We start from the raw sequence: 12828 nt of genomic DNA, 5'->3' as shown, positions 1-12828 counted from the left end.
GATTCAGCTGATCAGGTAGTCGACCCAGACGTCTGTCGAGCCTGCCGCAGCGCGCAGCCGGGTGTTCTGCTCACCCGATCGCGGGACTGCGAAGGTGCTCCCGATCGCCGCGCAGGCCGCGGGTGCCGCTGCCTCCGCGACCGGCGCGGTCACCGTCCAGGTGTCGCCGTTCTTGCAGGCAGCGGGGTGCAGGTCGGTGCACGCTGCGGCGTGCCAGCGCCCGTCCGCGGCCTGCCGGGTGCAGGCCCCGTTGCCCGCGACCGGCTCGTCCGGCGCCCAGCTCCACAGGGTGGACTGGATCCGGCCGTCCTCGGGCAACAGCTGGTCGAACCCGAACAGGTTGACGCCGCAGGACGTCATCGCGGCGACCTTCTCCGGGGTCAGCGCCTCGGGGTCGACCGGAGGACGCGTCGGGTTGAGCAGCGTCGAGACCAGCGTGCTGTCCTCGTAGTAGCGGACCATCTGGTTCGCGTAGACCGACGGACCGTAGGTCGCGTCGCACGCCGGGTAGGGCTGGTACGCCGAGGTCGAGCCGCTCTCGACGTGTGCCGGGTTCCAGTCGAAGACGTCGGCCGACCAACCGGGAGCGCACGAGCCGACCAGGACGACCTGGGCGCCGGCGGCGCGGACGTCGTCGCGGGACTTGTCCAGCGGGAGCGGCGTGCAGCCGTTCGCCGCCTTCTGCGCCGGGTTCGGCTTGTAGATCAGGCTGCTGCCGTCAGGTCGGCGCAGGACCTGGTCCAGGGTGGCGATCGTCGAGGCGTACGCCGCCGCGTTCTGCAGGTTGTCCTCCAGGTAGAGCAGGACCACCTCGTTGCCGTGACCGGGCGCGTTGAGCCAGGTCGCCACCTCCGGCAACACCTTCGCGAACGTCGGCTCGGTGGTGCAGCCGAGGTCGTGCACCTCCGGTCCCTGGCCGTGGCAGACGGTGACGGCCTTGGTGCCGAGGAGCCCGAGGAGCTGCGGGATGTAGTGCAGGTCCAGCTCGATCGAGCGCACGTCGATGTCGAGCTGCTGGGTCAGCGAGAGCTGCTGGTTGGAGTCGGCGTGCGACAGCGTGAACGAGCTGCTCAGGGAGTTGAACGAGTTGTGGGTGCCGATCCACTGCGCGTCCCGCAGTGCGAGCGGGTCACCGAGGGTGTACTGGAACTGCGCGGTGCGGTGCACCCACGAAGCCAGGTAGGCATCGCGGGCTGCCTGGGTCACGTTGTGGGCCAGCGGCAGCGTGCAGAGTTTGTCCGGGATGCCGACCCGCCGGCACTCGGCCGCGACCGCGTCGAAGGTCTTGCCGAGCGCCACGCACGGGATGGCGATCGGACTGATCGCGTCGCACGGCGCGGTCGGGGAGGGGGTCGCAGCCTCGGAGGTGCCGATCGAGGTCGGTGCGAACAGCGCGGCGGCGACGGCGGCGAGCACCGCGGTCCCCTTCTTCAGCCTGGTGAGCATGGGGCACTGTGGCACGTGCGATGCCGGTGGTTACCCGGGTATCCGGGAAGTCGTTTTCGCCCGGGTCTGCGCCGGTGTCAGCGGGTTTCGACCGCCTCGACCACCGACAGCAGACCGCGACGGTCGGCGAGGACCTCGAAGACCGCCGTCGCGAACGGCGGGATGCTGGAGACCAGGGCCAGCAGTGTGGTCCGGGCCGACCAGCCGAAGGTCGTGCGCGCGGTCGGGATGAAGAGCACGTAGGCCAGGAAGATGCAGCCGTGGATCGGCCCCATCACGTGGACGCCGGCCTCGGTCGTCTCGGGCACGTACTTGAGGTACATCCCGATCAGGAGACCGAGCCACGAGCAGGCCTCGGCCAGGGCGATCGCACGGAACCAGGAGCGGACACGCAAGGGGTCGGTCACGGCGCCAAGGTAGCGGGGCTGCTCAAGAGACCGCGGCCGGGCCCAGCCAGCGGCACGCGATGAGCGCGAGCTCGAGGTCGAGGCGGTCCTCGTCGACGCTGCGACCGCGCAGCTCGACGGCGCGGTCGACCCGGTACTTCACCGTGTTCTTGTGCAGGTGCACCAGCTCGGCGGTGGCGGCGAAGCTGTTGCGGGTGGAGAGGAAGACCCGCAGCGTCTCGCGCAGCCGTTCGGCCCCGTCGCTGTCCTCGGCGAGCCCGCCGAGGGCGGAGCGGACCAACCGTCGGGTCGAGTCCAGGTCGGCGGACAGCAGGGCGGCGGCGCGCACCTCGGGGTCCGAGTACGCCGTCACCGCCTGCGCGCGGTCCTGCGCGACCAGCGCCACGGACTGAGCAGCCAAGGCGTCGAGGTGGGAGTTGCGGAAGCCCTCGACACCCGGCGCCGGGACGCCGATCGCGACCCGGATGCCGACGTCCTCGAGGTCGGTCAGCGCGCCGATCCGCACCTTGGCGTTGCCCAGCGGCACCCAGCCCCAGGCGGTGGCACGGTCCTGCGCCACGAACAGCGGTTGCCCGGTGCCGCCGAGCGCCTTGGCCAGCCGGCCGAGGTGTCGCTCCAGGTCGGCGAGGTCGCCCGTCGTCGGCTCGCCGGTGCTCCACAGCACCACGCCGACGTGGGTCTGCCGGAACCGGTACCCCAGGGCGTTCTCGGCCGTGGTCGCGTCGATGCTCTCGCCGGCCAGCAGGTCGGCCAGCACCTCGGCGCGCACGGTGTTGCGGTTGGCCAGCCAGCGCTCCCGCTCGACCTCGTAGACCGTGAGCACCTGTTCCGAGACGGCGTCGATGTAGCGGAAGGTGATCGCGACGAAGGCCTGGCCGGCGGCGTACGCGACGCGCGGATCGGCCTCCTCCTCGCTGATCCGCTCCAGCGCCCAGGCCGTCGCCGTCTCCTGCCCGAGGCGGTAGGCGCGGAGCAGGGCACTGGAGGAGACACCGCGCTGGGCGAGCCGGCGGGCGTACTCGACAGCGGTCGGTGGCGCAGTGATCTCGGCGACCGGCATGTCGTAGCGGATGACCTCGGCGATGGTCTTCAGGTTGCCGTCGATGCTCGCCTCGAGCAGCTCGACGATCTTCGGATCGCCCTGGAGGTCGGTGATCGTCTCGATCAGCACACCGAGCAGCTCACCCGTCAGGTCGGCGACGGTCTCGATCATCCGATCGGCCGTGGCCGTCACCCGGGTCGTCGTCCGGGTGATGAAGTCGGTGTCAGCCTTCTGCACGGCTTCATGGTGGCAGACCAAAGATCATCGCGTAACTGTCAGCGACTCTTGGTTTTCCGGTGCAAACCTTGGTCCGCGAGCACAATGCCGCCCTGCTCCTGCGGGCCCTAGCCTCAACCCATGGGATTCATCACCCCGAGCGAGCAACCCGTCGAACCCCAGGTCTTCCTCCAGCTCCCGCTGCGCGAGCGGATCCGGATCCTGGCCACGCACTGGGTCGACGACGGCTTCGGCACCCCGCGGGTGCTGCACGTCGTCTACGTCCTGAAGATGCTCGGCCTGTACTTCGGCGTCGGCCTGGCGATCACCTCGTGGACCACGGTCGGCGTGCACTTCTCCGACCCGGGCACCTGGTTCGACAACATCGTCGTCTACCAGAAGCTGGCCATCTGGCTGATGCTGCTCGAGGTCCTCGGCCTCGGCGGTGCGTTCGGCCCGCTGTGCGGGCACTTCGCCCCGATGCTCGGCAACGTCCGCTTCTGGATCCGCCCCGGCACGCTGCGGATGGCGCCGTGGGGCCGGCACGTCCCGGGCACCGGAGGGGATGAGCGCACCGTCGGTGACGTGGTGCTGTTCCTGGCCGTGCTCGCCAGCCTCGTCTACCCGCTGGCCATCCACGCCGACCTGGTGAAGCACGTCCCGGTGGGCACCGGGCCGCAGGAGCTGGTGCCGGCGTACGCGTTCATCCCGATCCTGGTGACGATGCCGTTGATGGGCCTGCGCGACAAGGTGATCTTCCTGGCGGGCCGTTCCGAGCAGTACCTGCCGATCATGCTGTTCTCCGCGACCCTGGGCGCGCTCGTGCTGCGCGACGGAGCGAACGCCGGCGACTTCCTGGACCTGGTGGTCGCCTTCAAGATCATCATCTGCATCGTCTGGATCGGTGCCGGTACCTCCAAGCTCGGGCTGCACTTCGTGAACGTGGTGCCCCCGATGGTCTCCAACCAGCCCGGGCAGCCCGGCTTCGTGAAGCGGATGCACTACCGGAACTTCCCCGACGACCTGCGCCCCAGCCGGCTGGCCTGGTTCATGGCGCACGTGGGCGGGACGACGGTCGAGATCATCATCCCGGTGACGCTGCTGCTGACCACCAACAACACCATCGCCCTGCTGGGCGCGGTCGCGATGCTCGCCTTCCACATCTTCATCACCTCGACCTTCCCGCTCGCGGTGCCGTTGGAGTGGAACGTCTACTTCGGCTACATCGCGATCGTGCTGTGGGGTGGTTTCGGTGACGGCTTCGACGCCTCGGTCTACAACATCTGGGACTTCCACCAGCCGCTGCTGCTGATCCCGATCTTCGCGCTGCTCACCTTCGGGCCGATCCTCGGCAACCTGCGCCCCGACCTGGTCTCGTTCCTGCCCTCGATGCGTCAGTACGCCGGCAACTGGGCCTCGGCGATCTGGCTGATGAAGCCGGGCGTCGAGGAACGGCTCAACGAGCTGCCGCTGGTGGAGAACCAGGTCGACCAGCTCCAGCGGATGGCCCCGACGCCGTACGAGAAGGACGACGCCGAGATGACCTTGCAGAAGGTGACCTCGTGGCGGGCGCTGCACAGCCAGGGGCGCGGGCTCTTCTCGGCGGCCTACGCCCACCTCGACGACATCGAGACCCGGACGATCCGCGACGGGGAGTTCGTCTGCAACGCCGTCCTCGGCTGGAACTTCGGCGACGGGCACCTGCACGACGACCGGATGATCGCCGCGGTGCAGAAGCGTCTCGGTCTGGCACCGGGCGACCTGGTGGTCATGTACTGCGAGTCGCAGGCGACGCCGTGGCTGAACCCGCCGCAGGAGTACCGGGTCATCGACGCTGCCCTCGGCGTGGTCGAGCGCGGCACCTGGAACGTGGCCGACTGCGTGGCCGAGCAGCCGTGGCTGCCCAACGGCCCGATCCCGCTGGCGGCCACCTGGACCGCACCTGGGTACGTTCGTCAGCAGACGCTGACGTCCGGTCAGCCGACCGGGTGAGGTGCCGATGAGACGTGCCGTGGTGGTCGGCAGCGGCCCCAACGGGCTGGCCGGGGCGGTCCGCCTGGCCCAGGCCGGGCTCGAGGTCACCGTGCTCGAGGCGGCCGAGACCTACGGCGGCGGCACCCGGACCAGCGAGCGGATCGTGCCGGGTCTGCTGCACGACGACTGCTCGGCGTTCCACCCGACCGGGGCCGCGTCGCCGTACCTGAGCACCCTCGGGCTGGAGGAGCACGGCCTGCGCTGGCTGTGGCCCCAGATCGACCTGGCGCACCCGCTCGACGACGGACGGGCCGGGATCATCACCCGCACGATGAGCGACAGCGACCGCACCCTGGGCGCGGACGCCCGCAGCTGGCACCGGGTCTTCGAACCGCTGGCGCGGACCTTCGACAAGATCGCGGTCGACGCGATGCGTCCGCCGGTGCACGTTCCGAAGCACCCGATCGCCTTCGGACGCTTCGGTCCGCAGGCGTTGCTGCCGGCCACGGTCACGGTGCGGCACTGGAAGGACGACCCGGCGCGCGCGCTGTACTCCGGCGTCGCCGCGCACGCCTTCGGGCGGCTGGACACCCCGCTGAGCGGCTCGGTCGGGCTGATGCTCGCCGCCGCGGGCCACGCGGTCGGCTGGCCGGTCGCCGAGGGCGGCAGCGGCTCGATCTCCGGAGCGCTCGTCCGGCTGCTCGAGAAGCTCGGCGGCTCGGTGCGCACCGGGGTGCGCGTCACCTCCCGCGCCCAGCTGCGCGAGGTCCTCGGGCACGACCCGGAGGTGGTCCTGCTCGACGTCGCCCCGGCCGGGGCGCTCGAGATCCTCGGCGACGACCTGCCGGGACGGATCAGCCGGGCTTTTCACCGCTACCAGTACGGCCCGGCCGTGCACAAGGTCGACTACGCGATCGAGGGCGACGTCCCGTGGACCAACGAGGACTGCCGGCAGGCCGGCACCCTGCACCTGGGCGGCACCGCGGAGGAGGTCTTCGCGACCGAGGCCGCCACCGCGCGCGGGGAGATGCCGGACCGGCCGTTCGCCCTGATCGGCCAGCAGTACCTCGCCGACCCGAGCCGCAGCACGGTCTCGGAGGGACGGACGATCAACCCAGTCTGGGCCTACGCGCACGTGCCGGCCGGCTTCACCGGTGACGCCACCGAAGCGCTGACCGCGCAGATCGAGCGGTTCGCGCCCGGGTTCCGCGACCGGATCGTCGGCACCTTCGTGCGCAGCGCGACCGACATGGCGGCGTACAACGCGAACTACATCGGCGGCGACATCAGCGCCGGCGCGAACAACGCGCGCCAGATCCTCTTCCGGCCGCGGATCACGTGGAACCCCTACTCGCTCGGGATCCCCGGTCACTACCTGTGCTCCTCCTCGACGCCCCCCGGTGGCGGGGTGCACGGGATGAGCGGCTACTACGCCGCCGAGGCTGCGCTCAGACGGCTGTGATGCCGGTGCGGTGCCGCTGCGCCAGCTCGGCGTAGTACGGCGGGTTGGCCTCGACCCAGAACTGCGCGGCCGTGCCCTCGATCGGCTTCTTCACCTGCGCCGGTGCGCCGGCCGCCAGCACCCCTGCCGGGATCTGGGTGCCGGGGCTGACCAACGAGCCGGCCGCGACCATCGAGCCGGCGCCGAGCCGGGTGTCGTCGAGCATGGTGCTCCCGTTGCCGAGCAGCGCCCTCTCCTCCAGCACCGCTCCGTGAACGATGCAGCTGTGCGCGACGGTGGCGCCGGGGCCGACCTCGACCAGGGCGTCCGGGGCTCCGTGCAGCACGGAGTTGTCCTGCACGTTCGCGCCCTCGCGGACCACGATCCGGCAGATGTCGGCGCGCAGCACCGCGCCGTACCAGACGCTGGCGCCCTTCTCGATGGTGACGTCGCCGATCAGCGTCGCCGTGGGGGCCACGAAGGCCTCGGGGTGGACCGTGGGGCGCTTGCCCTCGAACTCGAAGAGATGCACGGAGCCGAGGTTAGTCGGCCGGGGCCTCGACCGGCTCGGGCTGCTCGTCGTCGCCGTAGTCCGCGCTGGCGTGCGGCCGCTGGAACGGCACGGTGCCCGGGGTGGTCAGCACCGGCGGCGCGACCCGGGTGTCCTCGATGGTGACCTCGACCGGCTCCGGGATGCCGGCCAGGTTCAGGACCTCCCGGCTCCAACCGGGCGCCTCCTCCAGGGCCCGGGCGGTTCCCGGGCCCATCAGGATCTGCCCGTCCTGGGCGATGCTGCACAGGCGGGCGGAGAGGTTCACCGTGGTGCCGATGGCGGCGTACTCGAGCTGGGCGTCGGTGCCGATCGCGCCGACGGCGCACTCTCCCGACGACAGCCCGATGCCGATGCCGAGCGGGGTCTCCGGGGTCGACCACTTGTCGGTGACCGCGCGGACCTGGGACATCATGTGCCGCGCCAGCCGCAGGCCGATGCGCGGGTGGTCCGGGCGCGGGAACGGCGCACCGACCAGGATGAGGGCACCGTCGCCGGCGAAGTCCTTGACCGTCGCGCCGTACTCGGCGGCGGAGTCGATGACCACCGCGTAGTACTCGTGCAGCACCTGGACCATGAACTCGGCGCCGTGCCGCTGGGTGAACGTGGTGAAGCCGCGCAGGTCGATGCTGACCGCCGTCAGGCTGTATATCTCGGTGCGGATCTCCATGCCCAGGCCGGAGAGGTGCGCGGTCTCGGCGATGTCGGGGGAGACGAAGCGGGCCATGTTGGAGCGCTCCTCGAAGAGCGCCTCCTGCTGGGTCTCGATGATCAGGTGGTCGACGTAGGTCTGGCGGGTCAGCCACTCCACCGACAGGTTCAGCACCATCCCGACGAGCAGCGCGGTGAGCGGGATGAACAGCCCGACCGCCAGGTCCGCGTCGCTGACGTCGGCGGTCGCGGAGTGCATCCGCACCGCGGCACCCGCGGCGATCAGGCAGTACGGCGCGACCGCGACCAGCGCGAGCTTGGGGGTCAGCCGGAACATCGTCAGCCCGACGTACGCCGACATCGTCACGCAGGCCCCGGTCAGCGACGGGTCGTGGCGCGGGTAGGTGAGCGTGACCGCGAGGATCCCGCCGATCAGGTTCGCGATCGCGCTCCACGGCATCGCCAGGTGGGCGCGCTCCTCGTCGCCGATGACCCAGGCGCCGGCCAGCATCAGCCCGATCATCGCCGGGATCAGCAGCAGCGCGATGGTCTTGAGGTGTCCGTCACCGAGTGCGCCGAAGATGACCGCGACGAAGGCGCAGAACGCCGCGCCCGCTGCGCCGTACATCGCCAGCTGCGTGAACGAGCGCACGTGTTCGCGCCGCCACGTCCGGTAGTCGCTCTCGACCGACGTGTCGGTGAAACGCAGCCCCCAGTGCGTCTCCGGAGAGGTGAGCTCCGAAACGACCGGCCATCCGTCAGGCCTGGTCATCAATGACCTCGGTCAGTCACCTGAATCGTGCGAGAGACGCTCCTCGGTGGCCCCCGTGAGTGCCTCTGAGAAGTGCGGGATCTGAGCGTTGAGCTCAGACACGGTCTCCGCGGTGAAGTGCAGGGCCTCGATCGGGGTCACGCTGACCACGGTCGCCGAGCGCAGCTTGTGGTTGACCAGCGCCATCTCGCCGACCAGGTCACCGGCGCCGACGCGGGCGACCTCCTCGCCGTGACGACGTACGGAGACCTCGCCCGAGAGGATCAGGTACGCCTTGTCGGCCGGGGTGTTCTCCGCCATCATCGCCCAGCCCTCGGGGACCGTGAGGTACGTGGCCTTGTCGACCACGAGGCTGATCTCGTCGTCGCTGAAGCCGCTGAACCGGTCGATCTTCGCGAGCTGTTCGATCCTGGCGTTGTCGTCGGAACCCTTGCCGCGCATGCATTGCTCCTCTGGTTGTTCCCCACCCCTGCCGCGATTGTGGGCCCCGGGGAGCACGCGTGTCCACCGTTGGGCCGCGCGTCGGTGGATTGTGTGCCCCAGGGGACACTGCGGCTGTGACCTAGGTCGTGGTGCTGAACAGTCCCGTGGCCCCGCCGTAGAGGGCGAACCCGAGGCCGGCCACGAGGACCACCAACCAGGCTCGTTCCAGGAAGGTCGCGGTGAGCTCCCGCTGCGCCTGATTCGGCCCCTGGGGCACGGATTTGTGCAGGACGAGGAGCACCGCGCCGGCGAATGCGAAGGCGACCAGATTGGCCAGCATCGCCCACGCCCAACCCCCGCTCAGCGGGTCCCCGACCAGGGCTCCGGTGCCGAACTGCTGGTCCACGCTGTCGAGCTTCGCCGGGAGGATGAACATGCCTAGACCGATCCACGCCGCGAGGGCGTAGGTGCGGTTGCGCAGCTGGCTCGGCTGCACCCGGGCGCGGGCGTTCCAGAGCAGCACCGAGAGCAGGAACGGCGGCCCGCCGACCAGCCAGCCGAAGAACTGGTAGCCCTCCCGGGTGGTGGGCGTCTTCTGCAGCTGGACGGCGATGTCCTCGCCCAGGAACCGGCCCGCGGCGAGGAAGAGCACGCAGAAGCCGACGATCGACAGCGCGAACCGCCTCCCGTCGGACACCTGTGTCCGGTTGCTCCCCATGTCGGGAATCCTAGACTTCAGGGGTGCCGCTCGCCCTCACTCTCCTCGATGGCGTGCGCTGGTACGGCGAGCCGGTGGTCGGGGACCGTCCGCAGGCGTTGCTGGCAGCGCTCGCCCTGAGTGGTCGCGCCGTGGGCGCGGAGAGCCTGGTCGAAGCGGTCTGGGGGGACGAGGTCCCCGCGAACCCGGGCAAGGCCCTGCAGGTGCTCGTCTCCCGGACGCGCACCGCCTGCGGGCCCGAGGCTGTCGTCCGCGAGGGCGACGGCTACCGGCTCGGGCTCGGCCCCGACGAGGTGGACGCGCTCCAGGTCCGGCACCTGGTCACCGGTGCCCGGGACCTGCTCGACAGCGACCCGGGGGCGGCGGGAAAGCTCGCCGCGGAGGCGGTCGCCGTCGGCGGCTCGGTGGCTCCCGCGGAGGAGGGCCCGCTCGCCGAGCTGCGTGCAGCCGCGCGGGGCTGGCTGGCCGAGGCGGCGCTGCTGCGCGCCAAGGCGGACTCGCGGACCGGGGCGCACGCGATCGCCCTGCCGGCGCTGATCGGTGCCTGGGGTTCGCGTCCCGGCGACGAGGGACTGCTGGTCGACCTGCTGCGCAGCGAGGCTGCGGTGCTGGGGCCCGGCGCTGCGCTGGAGCGCTACGAGTCCTACCGCTCCGACCTCAGCGACCGTGTCGGCGCGGATCCGGGTCCCGAGCTGCAGCGTGCGTACTCCGAGCTGCTCGCCCTCGACAGCCCGGTGCGCGAGGGCGTCCAGTACGACGCCACCGCGCTGCTCGGGCGCGACGAGGACGTGCGACGGCTGCACGGGCTGCTGGGCGCGTCCCGGGTGGTCTCGGTGCTCGGCCCGGGTGGCCTCGGCAAGACCCGGCTGGCCCACGTCATCGGCCGCGAGTTCGCGGTGCCGACCGTGCACTTCGTCGAGCTCGTCGGCGTCACCGCGGCCGAGGACCTGGTCGGGGAGGTCGGATCGGCGCTCGGCGTGCGGGACTCGGTGAGCGGGCGCCGGACGCTCACGCCCGAGCAGCGGGCGGATGTCCGCGCCCGGATCGCGCAGCACCTCGACGCCTCGCCGAGCCTGCTCATCCTCGACAACTGCGAGCACATCGTCGATGCCGTCGCCGACCTGGTCGCCTACCTGGTCGCGACCACCCGCGACCTGCGGGTCCTCACCACGACGCGCGCGCCGCTGGCGATCGCGGCCGAACGCGTCTACCCGCTGGGCGAGCTCGGCACCGCGGACTCGGTGACCTTGTTCGAGCAGCGTGCGGTCGCGGCCCGGCCCGACGTCCGGCTCGACCCGGACGAGGTGGCCAGCGTGGTCGCCCGGCTGGACGGGCTGCCGCTGGCGATCGAGCTCGCCGCGGCGAAGGTGCGGGTGATGGGGGTCGCCGACATCGCCGAGCGCCTGGAGAACCGGTTCACGCTGCTCCGCGGTGGCGACCGCAGCGCGCCCGAGCGCCACCAGACCCTGCTTGCGGTGATCGAGTGGTCCTGGAGCCTGCTCGCCGAGACGGAGCGTCGCTCGATGCGCTGGCTCTCGGTCTTCCACGACGGCTTCACCCTCGGTGCGGCCGAGGCCGTTCTCGGCCCGGAAGCCCTGGACGCGGTGCAGAACCTGTCCGACCAGTCCCTGCTCTCGGTGCTCGAGGCGCCGGGGGGCGTGCGTTACCGGATGCTCGAGACCGTGCGCGAGTTCGGGCGGGTGCAGCTCGAGGAGTCCGGGGAGGACGCCGAGGCGCACGCCGCCCAGCGGCAGTGGGCGCTCAGCTACAGCGACCTCTACACCCAGGCACTGTTCAGCCCGCTGCAGTTCGACGCCGTCGACGCACTGCGCAACGAGGAGAACAACCTCGCCGACGTGCTGCGCCGATCGCTCGCCGAGTCCGACCCGGAGGCGGTGACGCGCATCCTGGCGGGGCTGGGCAGCTACTGGACGATCCTGGGCGACCACGCCCGCGTCTTCGTGCTGGCCGACGCGGTCGCCGACGTGCTCGGCGGATGGAAGCCGGCCGAGGAGCACCGCGACGCCGCCCGGATCGCGCTCTCGCTCACGGTCAACAACGCGATGATCGCCAGTGACGAGAACGCCGAGCGGCTGCGCGCCTCGCTGCGCGAGATCGGCCCGGACTCCAGCGACCCGCGGATCGCCGCGCTGGTGCGGATCATGATCGCCTACGAGCCGCAGACCGGCAGCGCCTTCGCCGACAAGCTGCGGGAGTTCGCGAAGTCCGAGGACCGGCACCTGGCGATCAGTGCGCTGCAGTGGCTCAGCTACGTGCTGGAGAACGACGGCGACCCGGCGGGGAGTCTGGTGGCCGCCGAGCAGGCCCTCGAACGCGCCGACGCCTCGGAGGGCCCGTGGCACCAGGCGATCCTGCACACCCAGGTCGCCCAGTTCGGCATGCAGCTGGGTCGCCGCGAGGACGCGGTCCGGCACGCCCGTGCCGCGCTGCCGGTGCTCGAGCGGCTCGGCGCGCGCGACGACACCCTCCAGCTGCGCGCGCTGCTGGTGATGTTCGCGATCTCCGAGGGCGACCTCGAGGCCGCCTCCGCCGAGCTGACCCTGCTGGAGAGCCGGCCGGAGCCTGAGATCGTCTTCGGCGGCCTGCTGGTGGTGACGTTGGCGCGGGCCGAGCTGCACCTGGCCCGTGGCGAGGTCGAGGCCGGCCTGGCGGCGTACGCGGGGGCGGTGCACAAGGTGCGCACGCTCAAGTTCCCGGGGATCCCGATCACCGGTCTCGAGCCCTGGATCCTCTTCGGGGAGGCGACCGCGCTGGCGGCGCACGCCGAGTACGGGGAGGCAGACGACCCGGAGGGGCCGGACCTGTTCCGGCAGCTGCTGGACCGGCTGCGCCGGGTGCTCGACCCGTCGTTCCCGTTCCTGGACTTCCCGGTGTGCGGGTTGGCGCTGTTCGGCCTCGGCGCCTGGGGGCTGCGCCGCGGGACCATGCCGGCGCAGGACGCGGTCCGCCTCCTGGTGCTCGCCGATCGCTTCGCGTACAACCGCAGCGTGCCGACGATGGCGTGGTCGCGGATGCTGCCGGTCATCGAGGAGAACGCACCCGGCGTGCGGGCCGAGATCGAGGCCGGGTACGACGAACGCCGCGGCCCGGACCTCCTGGAGGAGGCCCGGGCCTTCGTGGCGACGCTCGCCGGCTAGCTCTATCGCTGGTTGAGCCTGTCGAAACCT

General features: G+C 71.3%; 10 protein-coding genes. 3 read left to right on the top strand and 7 right to left on the bottom strand.

Annotated elements, in window-relative coordinates; translation table 11 throughout:
• Nucleotides 1-3: 3 nt before the first annotated feature.
• The 3 genes from EFL95_RS03205 to EFL95_RS03195 form a co-directional block, all read right to left on the bottom strand.
• A complete protein-coding gene (locus EFL95_RS03205) occupies nucleotides 4-1446 on the bottom strand; it encodes a phosphoinositide-specific phospholipase C-related protein (RefSeq protein ID WP_221176297.1) in 1443 nt (480 codons plus the stop codon).
• Nucleotides 1447-1523: 77 nt separating this feature from the next.
• Nucleotides 1524-1853, bottom strand: a complete 330-nt coding sequence (locus EFL95_RS03200) for a DUF3817 domain-containing protein (protein ID WP_183406996.1) — start codon at nucleotides 1851-1853, stop codon at nucleotides 1524-1526.
• Between the two features lie 22 nt (nucleotides 1854-1875).
• A complete protein-coding gene (locus EFL95_RS03195) occupies nucleotides 1876-3132 on the bottom strand; it encodes a PucR family transcriptional regulator (protein ID WP_246004776.1) in 1257 nt (418 codons plus the stop codon).
• A gap of 120 nt (nucleotides 3133-3252) precedes the next feature.
• On the opposite strand from EFL95_RS03195, the gene EFL95_RS03190 reads away from it, so the two are divergent.
• Nucleotides 3253-5103: a DUF3556 domain-containing protein gene (locus EFL95_RS03190; protein WP_123232571.1), complete on the top strand. Its 1851-nt coding sequence runs from the start codon at nucleotides 3253-3255 to the stop codon at nucleotides 5101-5103.
• A gap of 7 nt (nucleotides 5104-5110) precedes the next feature.
• Complete coding sequence (locus EFL95_RS03185; RefSeq protein WP_123232570.1) at nucleotides 5111-6547, top strand: phytoene desaturase family protein; 1437 nt, start codon at nucleotides 5111-5113, stop codon at nucleotides 6545-6547.
• Here EFL95_RS03185 and EFL95_RS03180 read toward each other — a convergent pair.
• The 4 genes from EFL95_RS03180 to EFL95_RS03165 form a co-directional block, all read right to left on the bottom strand.
• Nucleotides 6534-7058 carry a gamma carbonic anhydrase family protein gene (locus tag EFL95_RS03180; RefSeq protein ID WP_123232569.1) on the bottom strand — a complete coding sequence of 175 codons (525 nt, stop codon included), beginning with the start codon at nucleotides 7056-7058 and terminating at the stop codon, nucleotides 6534-6536. The genes EFL95_RS03185 and EFL95_RS03180 overlap by 14 nt on opposite strands.
• A gap of 10 nt (nucleotides 7059-7068) precedes the next feature.
• A complete protein-coding gene (locus EFL95_RS03175) occupies nucleotides 7069-8499 on the bottom strand; it encodes an adenylate/guanylate cyclase domain-containing protein (protein ID WP_123232568.1) in 1431 nt (476 codons plus the stop codon).
• 12 nt (nucleotides 8500-8511) lie between these two features.
• A complete protein-coding gene (locus EFL95_RS03170; RefSeq protein ID WP_123232567.1) occupies nucleotides 8512-8940 on the bottom strand; it encodes a Crp/Fnr family transcriptional regulator in 429 nt (142 codons plus the stop codon).
• Between the two features lie 121 nt (nucleotides 8941-9061).
• On the bottom strand, nucleotides 9062-9640 hold the full coding sequence (locus EFL95_RS03165; protein WP_123232566.1) for a hypothetical protein: 579 nt from the start codon (nucleotides 9638-9640) through the stop codon (nucleotides 9062-9064).
• A 23-nt stretch (nucleotides 9641-9663) separates the two neighbouring features.
• On the opposite strand from EFL95_RS03165, the gene EFL95_RS03160 reads away from it, so the two are divergent.
• Nucleotides 9664-12798, top strand: coding sequence for an ATP-binding protein (locus EFL95_RS03160; protein ID WP_123232565.1), 3135 nt, complete (start codon nucleotides 9664-9666; stop codon nucleotides 12796-12798).
• The last annotated feature ends 30 nt before the right edge of the window (nucleotides 12799-12828 follow it).

The sequence above is a fragment of the Nocardioides marmorisolisilvae genome (assembly GCF_003725775.1).
In the GTDB taxonomy this organism is placed as follows: Bacteria; Actinomycetota; Actinomycetes; order Propionibacteriales; family Nocardioidaceae; genus Marmoricola; species Marmoricola marmorisolisilvae.
This window is presented reverse-complemented; position numbering and strand designations above follow the sequence as displayed.

Excerpts from the sequence above, each read along its gene's own strand:
- EFL95_RS03185 (WP_123232570.1), top strand. The coding sequence starts at position 5,111 with ATGAGACGTGCCGTGGTGGTCGGCAGCGGCCCCAACGGGCTGGCCGGG.
- EFL95_RS03165 (WP_123232566.1), bottom strand. The coding sequence starts at position 9,640 with ATGGGGAGCAACCGGACACAGGTGTCCGACGGGAGGCGGTTCGCGCTG.
- EFL95_RS03170 (WP_123232567.1), bottom strand. The coding sequence starts at position 8,940 with ATGCGCGGCAAGGGTTCCGACGACAACGCCAGGATCGAACAGCTCGCG.
- EFL95_RS03190 (WP_123232571.1), top strand. The coding sequence starts at position 3,253 with ATGGGATTCATCACCCCGAGCGAGCAACCCGTCGAACCCCAGGTCTTC.
- EFL95_RS03205 (WP_221176297.1), bottom strand. The coding sequence starts at position 1,446 with ATGCTCACCAGGCTGAAGAAGGGGACCGCGGTGCTCGCCGCCGTCGCC.
- EFL95_RS03175 (WP_123232568.1), bottom strand. The coding sequence starts at position 8,499 with ATGACCAGGCCTGACGGATGGCCGGTCGTTTCGGAGCTCACCTCTCCG.